The organism is Spirosoma liriopis, assembly GCF_023196085.1.
Classification (GTDB): domain Bacteria; phylum Bacteroidota; class Bacteroidia; order Cytophagales; family Spirosomataceae; genus Spirosoma; species Spirosoma oryzicola.
Genome location: NZ_JALPRF010000003.1, coordinates 40,367 through 56,838 on the forward strand (window position 1 = coordinate 40,367; position 16,472 = coordinate 56,838).

18 protein-coding genes are annotated in these 16,472 nt (G+C 46.4%); 12 read left to right on the plus strand and 6 right to left on the minus strand.

Annotation, left to right across the window (positions count from 1 at the left end):
- The 3 genes from M0L20_RS16955 to M0L20_RS16965 all read right to left on the minus strand — a co-directional run bounded on the left by M0L20_RS16955 (position 1) and on the right by M0L20_RS16965 (position 2,920).
- On the minus strand, positions 1–1,377 hold the full coding sequence (locus M0L20_RS16955) for a replicative DNA helicase (protein WP_248478153.1): 1,377 nt from the start codon (positions 1,375–1,377) through the stop codon (positions 1–3).
- A complete protein-coding gene (locus M0L20_RS16960) occupies positions 1,377–2,225 on the minus strand; it encodes a hypothetical protein (protein WP_248478155.1) in 849 nt (282 codons plus the stop codon). The genes M0L20_RS16955 and M0L20_RS16960 overlap by 1 nt, the downstream gene beginning before the upstream one ends.
- 386 nt (positions 2,226–2,611) lie before the next feature.
- Positions 2,612–2,920 carry a helix-turn-helix domain-containing protein gene (locus tag M0L20_RS16965; RefSeq protein WP_248478157.1) on the minus strand — a complete coding sequence of 103 codons (309 nt, stop codon included), beginning with the start codon at positions 2,918–2,920 and terminating at the stop codon, positions 2,612–2,614.
- A 392-nt stretch (positions 2,921–3,312) separates the two neighbouring features.
- On the opposite strand from M0L20_RS16965, the gene M0L20_RS16970 reads away from it, so the two are divergent.
- The 6 genes from M0L20_RS16970 to M0L20_RS16995 all read left to right on the plus strand — a co-directional run bounded on the left by M0L20_RS16970 (position 3,313) and on the right by M0L20_RS16995 (position 7,057).
- On the plus strand, positions 3,313–4,098 hold the full coding sequence (locus M0L20_RS16970; protein ID WP_248478159.1) for a LexA family transcriptional regulator: 786 nt from the start codon (positions 3,313–3,315) through the stop codon (positions 4,096–4,098).
- Between the two features lie 34 nt (positions 4,099–4,132).
- Positions 4,133–4,381 carry an SH3 domain-containing protein gene (locus tag M0L20_RS16975; RefSeq protein WP_248478161.1) on the plus strand — a complete coding sequence of 83 codons (249 nt, stop codon included), beginning with the start codon at positions 4,133–4,135 and terminating at the stop codon, positions 4,379–4,381.
- Between the two features lie 257 nt (positions 4,382–4,638).
- Positions 4,639–4,899, plus strand: a complete 261-nt coding sequence (locus M0L20_RS16980) for a hypothetical protein (protein ID WP_248478163.1) — start codon at positions 4,639–4,641, stop codon at positions 4,897–4,899.
- Between the two features lie 219 nt (positions 4,900–5,118).
- Positions 5,119–5,427 (plus strand): hypothetical protein, encoded by a 309-nt coding sequence (locus tag M0L20_RS16985; RefSeq protein ID WP_248478164.1) that lies wholly within the window; start codon positions 5,119–5,121, stop codon positions 5,425–5,427.
- A gap of 57 nt (positions 5,428–5,484) precedes the next feature.
- The gene (locus tag M0L20_RS16990; RefSeq protein WP_248478165.1) at positions 5,485–6,048 is read left to right on the plus strand and encodes a DUF4468 domain-containing protein; all 564 of its coding nucleotides are present in this window, start codon (positions 5,485–5,487) and stop codon (positions 6,046–6,048) included.
- Positions 6,049–6,154: 106 nt separating this feature from the next.
- Entirely contained in the window at positions 6,155–7,057 is a 903-nt protein-coding gene (locus M0L20_RS16995; RefSeq protein WP_248478166.1) for a hypothetical protein, read from the plus strand.
- On the opposite strand, the gene M0L20_RS17000 is transcribed toward M0L20_RS16995, so the two are convergent.
- Entirely contained in the window at positions 7,022–7,246 is a 225-nt protein-coding gene (locus tag M0L20_RS17000) for a hypothetical protein (protein ID WP_248478167.1), read from the minus strand. The two genes, M0L20_RS16995 and M0L20_RS17000, sit on opposite strands and share 36 nt — an antisense overlap.
- A gap of 365 nt (positions 7,247–7,611) precedes the next feature.
- Between M0L20_RS17000 and M0L20_RS17005 the strand changes: the two genes are divergently transcribed.
- Both M0L20_RS17005 and M0L20_RS17010 read left to right on the plus strand, forming a co-directional pair.
- Complete coding sequence (locus M0L20_RS17005; RefSeq protein WP_248478168.1) at positions 7,612–7,992, plus strand: VOC family protein; 381 nt, start codon at positions 7,612–7,614, stop codon at positions 7,990–7,992.
- 410 nt (positions 7,993–8,402) lie between these two features.
- Positions 8,403–8,639 carry a hypothetical protein gene (locus M0L20_RS17010; protein WP_248478169.1) on the plus strand — a complete coding sequence of 79 codons (237 nt, stop codon included), beginning with the start codon at positions 8,403–8,405 and terminating at the stop codon, positions 8,637–8,639.
- Positions 8,640–8,641: 2 nt separating this feature from the next.
- On the opposite strand, the gene M0L20_RS17015 is transcribed toward M0L20_RS17010, so the two are convergent.
- Positions 8,642–10,006 carry a tyrosine-type recombinase/integrase gene (locus M0L20_RS17015; protein ID WP_248478170.1) on the minus strand — a complete coding sequence of 455 codons (1,365 nt, stop codon included), beginning with the start codon at positions 10,004–10,006 and terminating at the stop codon, positions 8,642–8,644.
- A 580-nt stretch (positions 10,007–10,586) separates the two neighbouring features.
- Here M0L20_RS17015 and M0L20_RS17020 point away from each other — a divergent pair.
- The 4 genes from M0L20_RS17020 to M0L20_RS17035 all read left to right on the plus strand — a co-directional run bounded on the left by M0L20_RS17020 (position 10,587) and on the right by M0L20_RS17035 (position 14,851).
- A complete protein-coding gene (locus M0L20_RS17020) occupies positions 10,587–10,925 on the plus strand; it encodes a PadR family transcriptional regulator (RefSeq protein WP_248478171.1) in 339 nt (112 codons plus the stop codon).
- The gene (locus M0L20_RS17025; RefSeq protein ID WP_248478173.1) at positions 10,922–13,648 is read left to right on the plus strand and encodes an ABC transporter permease; all 2,727 of its coding nucleotides are present in this window, start codon (positions 10,922–10,924) and stop codon (positions 13,646–13,648) included. Before M0L20_RS17020 ends, M0L20_RS17025 begins: the two co-directional genes overlap by 4 nt.
- Positions 13,649–14,393: 745 nt before the next feature.
- The gene (locus M0L20_RS17030) at positions 14,394–14,624 is read left to right on the plus strand and encodes a hypothetical protein (RefSeq protein ID WP_248478175.1); all 231 of its coding nucleotides are present in this window, start codon (positions 14,394–14,396) and stop codon (positions 14,622–14,624) included.
- Positions 14,564–14,851 carry a hypothetical protein gene (locus M0L20_RS17035; protein ID WP_248478177.1) on the plus strand — a complete coding sequence of 96 codons (288 nt, stop codon included), beginning with the start codon at positions 14,564–14,566 and terminating at the stop codon, positions 14,849–14,851. The genes M0L20_RS17030 and M0L20_RS17035 overlap by 61 nt, the downstream gene beginning before the upstream one ends.
- A gap of 978 nt (positions 14,852–15,829) precedes the next feature.
- Here M0L20_RS17035 and M0L20_RS17040 read toward each other — a convergent pair.
- Positions 15,830–16,444: a hypothetical protein gene (locus tag M0L20_RS17040; protein ID WP_248478178.1), complete on the minus strand. Its 615-nt coding sequence runs from the start codon at positions 16,442–16,444 to the stop codon at positions 15,830–15,832.
- Positions 16,445–16,472 lie beyond the last annotated feature (28 nt).

Consider the following 16,472-nt stretch of genomic DNA (forward strand, 5'->3'; position numbering starts at 1 on the left):
TTAGAAGCTGACAGGCCGGGTATCGGATGCCGACAGAATACGGTTGGTCGGCGCATCGTAGCCCACGACCAGCGGACCGTTATCGCCCGCATCCCCGCCCGCCTGGGTAGGTTTGCCGTTGCGCAGTTTCAACGCGTGCAGCTCGAGCGTTTGCTCATTCGACGAACCATCGTCGTAGCGCAGGCCGTTGCGGTGGGGACTAAACAGCATCAGAATGTTGTTGGCGTCCTGTTCCAGACTGCCACTATCGCGCAGATCACCCATGACGGGCCGACGATCCCAACCCGTACGCTTTTCACATTCGCGGTTTAGCTGCGACAGGCCGACAACGACCATACCCGTATCCTGAGCCAGGGTCTTAAGCGAGGTGGACACTTCACTGATGCGGTCATAGGTTCTCGGGTAGCGGCTATCGCGGACCAGTTGGATGTAGTCAACGGCCAGTAAGCTAATGCCGTGTCTGCGGTGCCATTCGCGAGCCGTGCTGAGCAGTTCGGGCAACTGAATCGATAAATCCCGAATGTGCAGTGGTATCTGAGCCAGTCCGCCGACGTGTTGGTGAATCCGGGGCATATCCACACCCGTACCCTGCTGCAATTCGAAGTTGGAAAAGCCGCTTTGGTGAGCCAGTGCCCGGCGCATGACTTCCTTGCCTTTCATTTCCAGGGTAAACACGCCCGCTCCCTGCTGTAAGGTCAAGGTGTGATGCAGTAGCCAGTGAACCAGCAAGGCACTCTTACCCGTCGATGGCCGGGCCGCTAGAATCACCAAATTACCCGGTTCAAAGCCCCCTGTCCGGTTGTCGAGAATGGGAATACCCGTCGTCAGACCCGGTGGTAAACCGCGTTGGCGGGCGTCTAAGTCGGCCAGGACCTCGGCCAGAAAGTGCTCGGGTCCGCGTTCGTCCTGGGTCATCAGCTGAGCGGTGATCTGGTTCAAGTCATCCTGCACGCTGTTGATTAGCGTCAGGGCGTCAACTGACGGATCTAAAGCCGCCCGGTAGAGTTTCCCCCCGTACTGGTGAAGGTAGCGACGCAAAGCCAGCTGAAACAGAATACGGCATTTGGCTTCGAAGTTGCCTGGTACACCCTGGCCCATGATCTCGGCTAGTTCGTGCAGCGGTAGCTTATCAAGCAGCTTGTGAGTGCGCAGGTAGTGACTGACGCTCATCAGATCGACGCTTTGGCCTTCGGCGTAGAGGGCTGACAGGGCCGTGTACAGTAGCTGATGTTTGGGCGAGTAAAACGCGTTGGCTTTGGGAACCAGCCGGAGCAGATCATGCAGCCGGGCAGGTTCGGCCAGTACCGAGCCTAGAATCACGCGTTCGAGGTCTTCATCGACGTTGATCAGGTGGTTGGAGGATAGTTGGGGATTCATTAGCGGATATTGGTTGGGTGTTTGGGCCGGGGGGCCGAGTTGGATTGATTGGGGGCTGTGCCGGGTGGGACCTTGGCGTTGCTCTGACGAATCCACCGTCGTGCGGTAGCGTTCCAGTCCTTCATGGGGTTTTTGCCGATCATCCAGCCCTTGGAGGTGTAGAAGTCGAGCATGTCATCGGCCATAGCCTGGGTGCCGCCTTGACTCAGTATGAAAGCTGAGAGTGTTGGCAAGTCAGGGATGATCATTTGCCCCTTGCCGTTCAGACGAACACTGGTGTCAGGCGTAGTCGGTTCGGGTGGTGGATCGAGCGGTAGCGGCTCAATCGGGGGCGGGTCGGTGGGCAGTGCCATTGTTAGTGGCTCCTGTTCACGAGAGTCAGTTGTTATTGACTCATCAGAAATTTTTTTACGCCCCCTATATATATATTTAGTTTTTTTAGTTTTATTAATTTTAGTTGTTTGCATTTCATTTGCACCGCATTTGCATTTTTGCAATTGCATTTCTGCAAAAGCGCCCTCCTCATTTGCATCGCTTTTGCAGTGCTTTTGCAGAAATGCAAAAGCGAGTCTGACCTTGGTACCCTGCCCTTTGGTCTTCATCAGCACTTCGATCAGTCCCCACGTGGCTAAGTCTTCGATGGCATTAGACAACGTATGTTGTGAGCCGATAAAAGCCATCCGCATGGTGTAGTCAACGGGCAGATCAAGAATCTCACGACCGCTGCGATTGCGTAGCTCACAGATCCAGGTAAACAGGCTATGGTGATGGGCCTTACACGCTATTTGCATGGCTTCGTTGATTTCAACCTCGTCGTAAAAGGCTTTGGTGAGTTGGTATCCGTTCATTGGCTGCGGATTGAGTCGTAGAGGGCTGATTGGGGGCGTTTGGGTGGCTCATTCGTTCCGATTGGGCAAAGTGATAGCGGCCTGGCTAAAAAGCCGGGTTGATGCAGATCCATTGATTGTTGGGATGAGGGGTTAGCTGTCGGGTTGTAGCTTCTGACTACCTATGGCATAGATTTTATCCACGTAGCATTTGCCGTCAATCACGTTCGCTGTGAGAAATTTCGCGTTTCAAACGCGATTAATTCAAAGTCGGCTTTGATAGTGGCTTGAGTTGCAACAGGTCTACGCTTTACGTTAGGTCGTTGCGTGCAGTTAGTAGTCATGTTTTTAGCAAGTTGAATGTGAAAGGATTAAATCCGATCAGCTTGTTTGGTACACCTAATTTACTAGGTCACTGCCTGACGACGAGAACGGGCTGGTTTGCCGTCAATTGTTGTCGAAGTGGACTTGTTACGGATGTAGTCGAGTAGTTCAGATTCGAAAAAGTATAGCTTACCGTGCCGCTTGTAGTGTGGTATCTTACTCATGTTCTGGTAGGCTGCGCTTTCTGACATCATCAAAATCCGGCAGGCGGCATCAAAGGCAATTGGTAGCTCGGTAGAAGGTTGGGCGACATCCGGTTTGGCTAATAACTGACCAACCATGTGCTGCAACTGGTTAAGCTGCTTTTGCAAAGCTTCAAAAGGATTATCCATAATCACTTGATGGTGCGTTAAGGTGTTTCAAGTCAGGGTTAGGCGCTAACGTAGGGTTTATACGCTTCAAGCCATTCGCACTCTTGCTCGGTAATTACGTAACCCGGTTTCCCCACTCGTTTTGCCCGAAAGGTATCATCTGTGATTTCGTGCGCTTCGCAAAAGTCCCGGCGTGCCAATGCCCTCAAATTTGGGGAGATTCGCTTGTAGGCTCTCTGTAACCGTTCACTCAAACATTCACTTTGCAATTCATTCATATGCATGTCTGCGTTTTTGTTTGTGTTATTATTGTGGTGTAATTGTGTTGTAAATATTACTCGTTTTCCCCAAATGGGCAAATAATTTGGGGAAAATATTTTACCCATTTGGGGAAAAATATCATAACTATTTGAATGTCAGTACTTATAGATATAGATAGAGTTTTAGCTATTATGCGATCAAAGCGCATGAGTAAGGACAGCTTAGCTAAAGCCGTAGGCGTAGACAGAAAAACCATCTACAACTATCTACAAATAGGAGTCATAAAGAAAGACGAGCTATTGGAGCCGTTTGCAAAGGCATTAGGTGTAGAAAAAGAGGAATTCACAAAAGAGGAAAAATCTCAGGTCAGCAAGTACATAAATAGGGTCGGCGAAGATGCTGTCGGATTGGATCTGCTTGACGAAACCGAGTCTACAAAAAATCAGGCAGGAAATGAATTCTGGGACCTAAGTAATGGAATGGTGTTGATGTCCATGCCACTGGTTCCTGAGTATGCTTATGCGAGTTACCCTCGTGGCTGGAAAGACCATGAATACATTATTGACCTTCCTAAATACAACATTGTCTTACCCAAAAGTGAGAAAGGCAGATTTCGAGCCTTTGAAGTAAGAGGAGAAAGTATGGACGATGGTAGCCGCGATGCTATTTGTCATAAGGACGTAGCCATTGGACGTTTTGTTGAGCCCGATCTATGGAGACACAAATTATATACAAACGGTGGGACCGACTATGTCGTAGTCACTCATGATGGGCTAATTATCAAGCGAATTGTAAAGCACAATGTACACGAGGGTATTATAACATGTGCATCTATCAATCCAGACAAAGACGAATATCCAGACTTTGACGTACGACTCTCCGAGGTTTATGAATTATACTTTATTCGGAAAATAGACCGGGATTGGAACCGGCGTTAAACAATAAAAGACGATTGCCATAGCCACACCATACATGAAAACACTCTTTACATTTCTATTCTTCCTACCTGCCTTTCTTTTTGCTCAGGATGCGACCTTAGATCTGCTACCAATACAGGAGCGGTATACCTTCACCACTCCCGTTGATCAGGATATTATAACTGATGCTGCACTCAAATCAAGCCCACATTCGGATGCCAAAGTACTGACGATGATTCCCAAAGGAAGTATCGTACACCTGACGGGGCGGGACAACGGCTTTTACCGGGCTCTATTACGATAAACAGCTTAAGCATTAGATGAGGTTTATAACCTTTTATTTCAGTTGTGTAACTGAGCAAACCGCCACCCAGTAATAAATAGGCGGTAATTGTAATGAAGTAAAATACGTAGTCCATTTGTCTGTAAAGTTAAGGCAAGTGCCTTTGAATATAAATCAATTATTCTTTGGAAGAACTAGTGGTTGCTTTGCCGCCATCATGACAATATTTGGCTTGCCGTCATTATAAATCTCAATATGTAATTTTATCACATACAATTATGGAAGAATTAAAAGATGCGCTGTTGAAATTACAGCAGATGAACACATTAAGAATTACAAGATTAGAGTATGAAATGCTGACTTTGAAAAACGTAGTTTTTAAAGATGTAACCGACAAGTTAGGGATAGATAGTCAAGAAATAAATTCTATGTTTGACACGATAACGCGCGATGCTATTTCAGGAAACTTGAAAAACTTACTTCCACTGTTTGACCGGCTGGACGAATCGATGATTAAGCAGGGGTTAGGTATTGACTGATATTTTTTAGTAGCCTCATTTCAGATAAACAAAATGTCATTTACGTCAAGAAAATAAAGCGCTGAGAGATAGTTTATCAGCGCTTATGTCTACCCATCCAATAACCAGCAGCGAGGCTCAAATAATACATGAAGAGGCCAAAGAAAAGCGGAATGTACGATGATAAGCTGCTAATGTGATTATTAATAATTAAAACTATACCACAAATTTTAAACATCCATGAAAAAGATCCTAGCTCGCGTAGAACTTCACAAACTTACAAGTGAAAATGAAATTCCGGTACAAAGATATACGGTGTTGCATGAAGCAATGGCAGCTATTCAGTTTTACCAAAAAGTCCAGAATACAACTACAAAAGAGTGGTATGAATTACCTCCTGCTGAATATATTACCTATCGTGATATTACAGTTTCTGATGCGCTTAACGAAGTAGAAATTGCTGCCAGTAAAACAGGACGCAAGTACTCTGTTTTTGTGACAAACTCAACCACTTCGAAATGGACTAACCTTAAAAAAATCAAAAAGTAACTAAATCAATTGGTTCCACTTCAAGGCTACAAGTTAGTCATTCTATCTACACCTTTTATGAAGTACCTTTCTCTTGCTCTTATTGTAGTATTTCTTTCCAGTTGTGGCGGCTTTGTGCCCAACGAAATTCAAAGCGGTAAGCTACTTGGCGTTATGCCCATGCAGTACGGAAAAGCCAGCTACCAGATTACCCAACGTATTCCCGCTGACCGGGAAACTATCTTTCGGCAGGCACGCCGGTGGGCGGCCTTTCACAGCGTCAACCCAACCCAGGCGCTGGGTGTAAGCGATAACCTGCTCGGTGATATTATAACGACAGGTAGCTTTGAGCCGCAATTCTATAATGACAAAAAAACGCCTGCCATCCTGCCCGGCGTAACCTATGCAGCTAGTATCGAGTGTTACGACCGCTACTACCGAATTACGTTGACCAATTTCCGGTATGATATTGCTGGTGGCAAAAGCTATGGTGTTGAATTGCGTCCAAAAAGCTTAAAAAAGCAGCGGGCGGCTCATCAGCTTGAAATTATCGACGAAAAGATAATGCGGTTGATCGATAGCGTCGAATCGTTTGTGGATGGCGAGACTAAGAAGTCACAACCAACTATTAGCGATAAATAAATGAAGCTCTCAGGCAATCAATTATTTATCGCTGTTGAAAGCAGAAGATACATGCTGAGAAACGTGTAATGAAAAAGCCAGTGAAAACACTGCATCTATCTACAAAATGAGCAACAAACAAAAAAAGCAACAGCAAAACAGAGCCGTTCAGGACTGTATTTTTTGCGGTAGTAGGCCGTTAACTGGTGAGCATTTTTGGTCTAAATGGCTCAAACCTTTAATTGATGAACATGCAAAAGGTAAGTACGTTCCCAACATGCACATGTTTGCCTATAGTGAAATAGAGAATTTTGGCACAAATCGAGAGCGAGAAATTAAGCAACCAAAAAAACGAACTGGTCCAGCCGAAAGTTGGCAGCCGAAAGTAGTTTGTAGTACCTGCAATAACGGCTGGATGAGTGGAATAGATGACGCAGCAAAACCAATTCTTTCCAAGCTTATAATTGGAGACTCTATTAATATAGGTAATGAAGAGAGGGCCATTATATCCAGATGGCTTTATTTAAAAACCATCATAGGTGAATTTAAGTCAAATAATGATAAGCTGATTACTAAAGCCGAACGGTATCACTTTAAAGAGACTAGGGAAGTGCCCGAAAAATGGGATTTTTGGTTAGCCAGGGTTAATCCGCCCGATTGGGCCAGGTATCATTCACAGCCATTAGGGGGATTTAGACTCACTGATTTTATAAAAGGCAGACAAGTGAGTTATATACATGAGTCCACAATTTTTATAATTGGTGAACTGATATTATTTGGTGCAACATTTCCTGCTAACTCACCTGGATTTCCAAGAGGGTTAACTTATTCTATTATTGGAGATTATGAGCGGAAAATGCAACGAATCCATCCTGACGTATCTGGTTTTTTTGGTGGGCTTTTTAGAAACAAAAATTGGCAAGATTTTGAACCACTTAATTGGATTGAAAGGGATCAATTAAAAATTAACTCTCAAACTTTTGTCAGGGTATTTTTAAGCGTTGTTTCCAGGCACAATGATACCTTCTAATTCAACTCTAATTAGCATGTCTTTGTAGGTAAAAAAGCCGCTAGGAAATACATTAAAGTCAGCATTGCCCCATTCTTCTAGTGCCCATTCTTTAGCGGCTTCAAATGCTTCATCAAAGCTTTCAAAATAAAAGCCGAATGAAACCGTAAATCCGTCTTCTTTTAGTCCTTCAAAGAGTATGGTAAACATGTCATCTTAACATAAATGATCAATTTGTCTATAAATATCGGACGATTGTCTGAGTCTGCCAATTACCTATGAGTCTCTGCCAGCTACGCCGAAAGTTAATACAAGTCGAATTCCAGATTGCCGCCCACGAAATGGTACTTCGCGACCTTTAGGCGCTGAAAATTCGTACGCTTGCGGCTAAATAACTATGGTAACTGATAAACTCATTGGTGTAGCGGATGAGCTGATCAAACTAAAGTAGCTGCTGGATGCAGGCGTTCTGACCCAAGATGAGTTTAACGTTTAGAAAAAGAAGCGGCTCAATTAATAGGTAGGGACAACACGTGCTAATAGCTTTACTGTGGATAATAACCAAATCGACAACTATGAAAAAAGTAACGGGCCTGGGCGGGATATTCTTTAAATGCAATGACCCGCAAGCCATGAACGAGTGGTACGCCAAAAATCTGGGATTGGAAACCAGCGAATACGGAACAACGTTTGAGTGGCGGCAGGCCGATGATCCCGCCCAGAAAGGGTCAACCACCTGGGCCGCATTCGCCAGTGATTCCGAGGTGTTCAATCCCTCCGCTAAGCCGTTTATGATCAATTACCGGGTGGAGAATCTTTCTGCACTGGTGGAAGAGTTGAAACGGGATAACGTAACGATTGTCGATGAAATAGCGGAGCACGATTACGGCAAGTTCGTGCACGTGCTCGATCCGGAGGGCAATATCATTGAGCTTTGGGAGCCAAAGGATGAATAGGACGCCTTAGTCTGCGTGTCTTTGCTGGTAGAGGCGAATAAAGCCGCGAACGGCCCATATACCCTCAAAAAGGCTAAACTAGTACCTGTCAGCCAAAAAGACGTCGGCAGCGCCGAGAAGGCAAGCTAGGGCAAAGCTCAATACCCGCCACCTGGAGCGGCCTTTCAGAAAATAGCGAACGAGTGAACGGTAACGGCAGTTATTCCAAAAATTGATAGTTCACTCATGACCGTTATCCGGTTTTATTCGTTTGTCAGCTAAACGAAACAAAAGGTAGCATACTGGCTACGCTAATGAGGTAAGGGACTAATCTATAACCGGATTGCAGCCGACAATAGTTGATAACTGTGTAGGTAATGTTATTTTTACTAGCAACATAAATCAATCACACAGATTCCTGGTTTTGTCCGATGCCTGACCGCTATCTATATCAAAAGAAAGCCCTTCTTGAATCCCAGATCATTGCGGGTGAAATGGTCCTGGCTGATCTCTACGAACGTAAAGCTCGTACGCTTGAAGCTAATCAGTTTGATAGCTGTTTTTCATTGGCACTGGCTATCAATGCTCAAATTCAAAATGAGCACCTAGCCAACGTGGTACTTGAAGCCGAGCGTCAGCACATCGTTAATCAGATAGAATCCCGCTGAGCTTATAGCAGAGAGTTGCGCAGCATCGTCTGCTCGTCTTCATCGTGCAGGCTGACGACATAAGACTCAGTTGATTTAAGACTACTCTGGCCAAGCTTGTCTTTGATGTACACTAAATCCGCCCCCGCCTTGAGCATAGCCGAGGCAAAGGAGTGGCGGGCTTCGTAGGTTTTTATTTCCACCTCCACACCTAGTTCCTTGGCAATAAGCTTCATGTACTTGTTGGTGGTTTTGACCAGCTGGGAGATGGTTCGCTTTTTGCGCCTGGGGTCCATCTGATCATTCAGAAACGGGAACACGTAGCTACCTGCCAGCCGGTCGCGGTTGCCCCACCGCTCGATAATGGCTTTGGTCTCATCAAACAGACTGGCTACGACCGTTATGGGATTGCCCCGTTGGGTACGGGAAGTCTTTTTTCGGACAAACGTAATGGTCTGATCGGCAAAGCTGATATTCGACCAGCGCAAATTGCAGATATCGGTCAGGTTCATTCCGTTGGACAGGTAGGAGAGGACCCACAGATCCCGGCTTCGCTCTTCCAATGTGGCTGGTTCACATTCATACGCCATAATGTCCCGAATGACGTTTTTGCGGAGCGCTTTCTTAACATTTCGACCCGTGGGAATCACGTAGCCTTTCCTAGAAAAAGGATAAACGCTCTTCTCGATTACCTTATCGTCGATGGCGTTGTTAAACACGGTCCGCAGCTGCCGCAAATAAATACCTACCGTCGTCAGTGAAGCGGGCGTCGGCGCGTTGCCTTCCTTTCGGGCGACCGATCCGTACCGCAGCATCCAGGCTTCGTACTGGTGGAGGAAGGCGGGCGTAATGTGATCGAAGCGCAGTAGGTTAGTAGCCGCGTTTTTCTTGGCGGGGGTAGGCATCAGCTCCGCCCGCTCGGCATTCGAAAGCGAATCGACAAACCGTTTGAGCGACTGGGCCGCTGAGCGGTACGCATCGGCGTTCCCGATCCGGCCTTCCTTATCCATCTGCGCGTGGGAAGCCATCAGCGCGCCGAGCACGTCGTTGGCTTCGGGCTTTTCGCTGATTGCGTTCTGGGCGTAGAATAAACTCTCGAACCGGGCAAACGAAAAAGGAGTAAGCGATTCAATGATCTTTTCGGCCCGCTCGATGAAAGGCAGGATCTGGGCGTACAGACTGCGGATATCCTCGGCGGTTCGGCCCGACCGGGTCTGGTGGTAGGCGATCAGACGCTTATAGGTGTCGGGCGAGACAATGACGCCTTCTTTGACGGGCAGATGGTAGCGGGGCCGCTCGGTCTGGTAGCAGACGCGGAGTTTGATACTAACCATGCCGTCCTTAACTTTGTCGTAGGTAAGCTTTACGGTAGCCTCGGTTGGGTTCATCGCTTGGGCGAGCCGCTGGTCCACTCGCCCAGCAACTCGCCCAAAAATAACAACAATAGCCGAAACTAAACGTAAATAGCCGAAGAACTAAAAGGGCTTTTATTTACTGGAAAGGGCATTTTTCCTACGATCAGAAGAAACAAAAAGCCGCTCGAAATGGGCGGCATAGTAACTACGGATCAGGAGGTTTGGGGTTCGAATCCCTACGAGTGCACTTGACGATCAGCCACTTACAGTGTAAAAACGGTGAGTGGCTTTTTTGTTTGCATACGAATTTGCATACAAGGCTGTTTATTTCAGACTAATTAATCTTCCATTTAGTCTTGGCGTCACTTATTAAATGCGCTCCTTTAGTTAATTAGTAGAAGATGCTTCACTAGTTCCCATACCGTATCTGCTCACTGTCCATGTATGGACAGTGCAACGTCCACTAACGGACACTATCCTACTGCCCGATTTCAGAAAACATGCTTTCTTGATCGCTATTGAGGCTTATTCCTGATTGGTCTACTATTTGCTATACAAATGAGAAAGATAGTTTGGCCAGTAAGTCTTAGCCTTTAACCAGACACTAAAAAAGATGAAAGGAGATCAATTAGGTGAGTTCGAGGAACTCGTCCTTTTAACCATTGCGCTGCTCTATGACGACGCCTATAGCGTGGCCGTCGTTGAAGAACTTGGCCAGCGCCTTGAGAGACCCTTGAGTCTGGGCGCTGTTCACCGGACCATGCAGCGGCTCGAGGAAAAAGGGTTCGTGCACTCCCGGTTTGGTGATGCTACGGCCGAACGAGGAGGCCGGCGTAAACGGCTTTTTATCGTAACCAAAGCAGGGAAACAAGCTTTGCAGGAAGCGCGTCGTGTCCGAAATGACTTGTGGGCAGGTATTCCTAAGGCTGCTTTTGGAGGAGGCATCGCATGAGTCGTACGCCAGCATCCCCCCGGCCCCCGCGGTGGGCTCAACGCCTGCTGACCATCCTTGTGGCGGCTCACTTACAGGAAGAAGTCCTGGGTGATCTGGATGAACTCTTCTATAAACGGCTACAGCGCCTTCCTGCCTTTACCGTCCGACTTTTATACCTGGTCGACATCCTACTCTTGTTGCATCCCCGGCTTTGGCGTCGAGCATCGACAACAGAACATACCGCTAGTTATAGAAGCCTCACTGATTATCCTAAACCTTTCGTCTTACACCCTGCTATGATTCGCAACTATCTAAAAATTGCTACCCGAAACCTACTAAAAAATAAGGCGTTCAGTTTCATCAATGTATTGGGACTGTCCTTGGGTATGGTCTGCTGCCTGTTTATTTTTCTGTGGGTAACCGATGAACGGAGCATTGATAATTTTCATGCGAACGGTCAGAACCTGTATACCGCTTATCAGACGGTTTCCGCAACTGGAAAAGTCGATGGCAATTATAATACACCTTTACAAATTGCAGGAAATCAACGCATATTTTTGCTAGAAGATGCCAAAAAAGCACTACCAGAAATACAGCATGTAGTCTTTTATGCCACTGGCTATGAGCTTCCCTGGGGGCACCCCGAAACGTTCCAGCTCGGAGAACGAAAATTTAAACTGGAGGGGTCACGTGCCAGCAACGACTTTTTTACCCTGTTCAGTTATCCCCTTCTGGCGGGCAATGCCCAAACCGCACTCAAGGACATCCGTAGTATTGCCATTTCGCGCAAAATGGCGGAACTGTTCTTTGGTAACCCGTACAAGGCGGTTGGCAAAACACTCCGTTACGAGAATAAGCTGGATTTAATGGTTACCGCTGTTTTTGAAAACCTACCCCGCCAAAGCTCGCTCAAATTTGATTTTTTGCTTAGCTGGGAGGCCCAGAGAGGCTCTTTAGAATGGTCGTCCAATAATTTTAGAACGTTCGTGCAGCTCTCGGACGGTACCGATCCCAGTCTGGTAGAAGCAAAGATCAATCGCTTTCTACAACCCCGGTTAGCCCTACCCAAAGAGGTCAAAACGCAAATTGGCTTCCAGGCCATTGGCGACCAATACCTCCATAGTACGTTTGTCAATGGCAAACCCGAAAGGGGACGGATTGAATACGTGCGTATATTCACCGGGGTAGCCCTCTTTATTTTGTTTATTGCCTGCATCAACTTTATGAATTTGGCTACAGCCCAATCGGTAAAACGAGCCAAAGAGGTCGGCGTTCGGAAAGTATTAGGCTCTACACGCATCCATCTGATCGGTCAGTTTTACAGTGAAGCCTTGCTGTTAGCTTGTTTAGCGATGGTATTTACTATGCTATCCACACTAGTTCTACTTCCAGCCTTTAATAGCCTTACCAACAAGCAAATACCTTACCCCTTTACTCAGTTCTCATTCTGGATGGGTTTAATTGGCTTGACTTTTCTCACCGGCATGCTTGCCGGCAGTTATCCCGCTTTGTTTCTCTCATCTTTGGAGCCGGTTCGAATTTTGAAGGGCATCCTGCGCTTTACCAGGCAGAGTATTTGGTTTCGACAGGGCTTAACGGTCTTTCAGTTCGGCTTGTCAATCATACTGCTTGTCGCCACCTTCGTTGTTTCAAAGCAAACCAGCTATGTTCAAAACACGCACCTAGGCTACAATCGCGATAACTTGATCTATATCCGCATTGAAGGAGAATTAATGGCTCCCCACAACTATCATTTATTCAAAGACCAAGCCGTTAAAATGGCAGGTATCACAATGATTGATCGCAGTAGCGAAGCACCGCATGCGATGGGGTTTGTAGTCGACGATGCAGATGGCATTGCCGAAACTAATGTGGATGATGACGCTATTAACTGGGAAGGTAAACCGAAAAACGCTTCGGTTGGCTTCAAGCCCACTTCGGTTGGCTTCGACTTTGTCCGGTTAATGAATCTAACAGTAGTCAAGGGACGCGATTTTTCCCGCAACAACGCAACCGACTCGACAGATGCATTTCTAGTGAATGAAGAAGCCGTCAGGCAAATGGGCATGAAACAGCCGCTCGGTAAATGGATATCAGCCTGGCAAAAGAAAGGCCATATCATTGGCGTATTGAAAGATTACCATACACACTCGCTACATGAACCGATCAAACCCTTGATTGTGGACGTAAAAGAATACGAGTATTTCGGGGTGATTTTAGTGCGCCTACAAGCCGGCATGACGAAACAAGCATTAGGCAATCTTGAGCGGACGTATAACAGGATCAATCCGAATTACCCCTTCGTTTATCAATTTCTGGATCAGGAGTATGCGAAGCTTTACCAGAGCGAAGAGGTCATGGCAAAATTAACCACGGTGTTTACGGCGCTTGCCATTGCCATATCCTGTCTTGGCTTGTTTGGGCTGGTTATGTTTTCGGCTCAGCAACGTACGAAAGAGATCGGGGTTCGGAAAGTGCTGGGCGCATCTGTCGCCAGCATCACAGCGCTTCTTTCAAGAGATTATCTCAGACTGATCTTTCTTGCTATCCTTATCGCTTCCCCCGTTGCCTGGTATGCGATGCAGCACTGGTTAGCCGACTTCGCTTATAAGATCAGTATTGAGTGGTGGATGTTTGCCCTGGCCGGTTTATCCGCTTTTGTTGTTGCCTCACTACCAGTAGGTATCCAAAGCATAAAAGCAGCTTTGGTAAATCCGGTAAAGAGTATAAGAAGTGAATAAGCCGTTCAGGCCGTTTTTTAGCTTAGGGTGCACATAGAAACAGTGTAGAGGGCAAAAATGCTCTTTCCAGTGTTTCCATGATTAATGCACGGTTGTTTCGTGCGCGCACGCTAGGGAACCTTACGTTATAGAGCGATAGACAACGCAACGAAGCTTTGGCGTGCCGTGCCATCCTCACTTTCGACAAAAGACATAAAGTTAACTTACCTCTTTTGTCGAAAGTGAGGATAAATGATTTCATCTTACATGATCTATGACCTTTATTAATAGAAGTGGAGCCCCCGAAAAATCGAAATTTTAAGCCGGTCAGCTTCATTTCTGCCACAGGTTGCGGATAGCTGTCACAGAAGCCTTTCCCATGATTTTTTCGGAGTCAAATCACGCCTGTGTAGCGGAACTGCATTGAGTTTTTCATGTCCATAAAAAAGGGCGTCCATTTTGCTAGATATCCATTATGTTCGCTACCCGATGAGCTGAGAGAAAACCGCGTTTGTAGGCCAATGAAAGCTTATTTGAGCCCATAAAAAGGTGCGTAGGATCAAGCCCATGATTTTTCTGGCATCACATCGTGCGCGTGCGACTCTGATCAATGGAAGAGTTTCGTCAGTCCATAAAAAGAAGTATTGTCGAGAGCTGTCGAACTACGCTGAAAGGTCACCCATTTAACTCTGTTGGTTGACAAGGAAGGGTTTGTGTCCATCTTTCTTAAGAATTCAGGTTTCCACATTCGGAAAACTCTACCCTCATGCCCCGCATTGCTCAATGTCCCACCACGATCGATGACTTACTCTACCTCAGCACGGCAACCATCAAGCAATCCGGCTATCCGATTGACGGCAAGACGCACCAGCTTGGATGGAGTCATCATGGTGAACGAATCGCCACGATCGACATTGCCGCCAGCCTGAAGGCAAAATGCATTATGCTGCGCTACTCGTTTCGAGGGAAGGGCAGTTGCACCGCATTGATCTGTTGATTGCGCCGAGCAATCTGGGAAAAGGAAAAGTATTCTACTTTGTTTGTCCAGTCACCGCTAAACGCTGCCGGAAGTTGTACCTAGTCGATGGTTGGTTTGTTTTTCGCTATGCGCTAGAGGACACCTACTACGAAAAACAGCTTTGGTCAAAACGGTATCGAGATCTGGACAATACAATGGGCAGGCAGTTACGGGGAGATGATTTTGATTTGTACCAGGAAGCCTAAGGATGTTGTGCAAAGCAGCAATATAGGGGCAAACAAAGCATGTGTTGCGGTACTAGCGGTTGACAGGTCGTTTGTACAGTTGATAGAAAAACGTTTGATTTAAGACACATTCTATGTTCAGATGAGATATGCGTTCTGTTGTAGATCGTCGCGTGACGGGGCTAATTTTGCGATTCTATGCCTACGCATTGCTCTTATTCATGACTTATTGAGAGCGAAAAGGCGAATCGATCTGTCACTTCCGCATATTTACGGAAGTTTAAGCCTGTTTGATAAGCAGTGCTTAGGCGGTTTTGAAGTCATCGGTGGTAAAGACAGGAAGCGAAAAGTCAAAAATGCGCTTACTTGTTTTTACTGTTTTAGTTGGTCGCACTGCAATCGTAGAGTAATCGTACCGCTATCGTAAATATGCGATAGCGGACTTCATATTAGTTACATACGGTGAAAGCTACTACCTGCTTTAGCGAGTAACGTGAATAGAGCGCCTTAAGTCAGTTGATCCACTTTTATGGCTGACTTTATCAAGACAAGGTTACCGGATCACCTAAATATGTCGGGTAGGTAACAGTCAGGCTTCTTTCAACGATCCACGTCTCCAGAACTTAGTATCCTCTTCGATGGCCATCAGCACACGTTACGCTTTAGCCATTCCGTTAAACGGGGTATTTCTCCGCTTTGACTGGGGTATTCCCCGTATTTTGAATAGAAGGTAATCCAGGCTAACTAACCAATCCGTATTTAGTGCATCGTATCGGCGACGTGTGAACAAGGCTATACATAACGAGATAGACGCCGTTAGTTAGCCGAGCTGATACGTGATTCCCGCTGGCGTCTGCTAGCGGGAATTTTGCCCTATCCTATCAACTATTAAGAAAGCTACTAGATCGAGCGGCACAAATGCGGGCGCTGGTATTGACAGTAAGGAGCGGACACACGAAAGTTTTATGGTCTCAGATAAGAGCACTTTATTGCCAACTACTACCGGCCCTCTTTTTTCAGTAGACCAGGAACAAACGATAGACCAGCCTGCCAAGTCTGGCTGGTAAACCCAAAGCGGGCTCCTAAATCCAAGAATGTAAATTCGTTCAGGCTTTTAAAATAACCTACTTCTAAACCAAGCCATCGATAATGGTATGATAGGCGACTACTGATGCCTACTTCGATGGGGGCCGCATTGTTACTTCTTACATTTTGGCCTAGAGAAACATTCGCTTCTGGACCCACAAAAAGACCGACGCCTTTAATGGGTGTAATACCAATTAAGGGCGTCAAACTGGCATAATAGAATTTTTGCCGACTGACCAGATCGCCATTCGGCAGTTGATACTCAATCCCCTTTTGTTGATAGTTTATCTCTACTCGATACACTAGTAAAGCAGACAATGTATGCTGATAGAAAGCGCCTGCGTAAAAGCTATTTAGGGGAGCAACGCCCAAGAACCTCATATCACTGCGAGAGCTAGTGACACTAGTGGATGCTCTGAGATATCCGGCTCGAACGCCAAAGTAGTTTGCTTTGGTTAGCGTCTGGGCGCTAGCCAGGGTAGTCGTTAGTAGCCAAAAGGTAAGAATGTGAAAAGAACGAGTTGACATAGCGTTAAGGGTAAGTAAGAGTTTACTG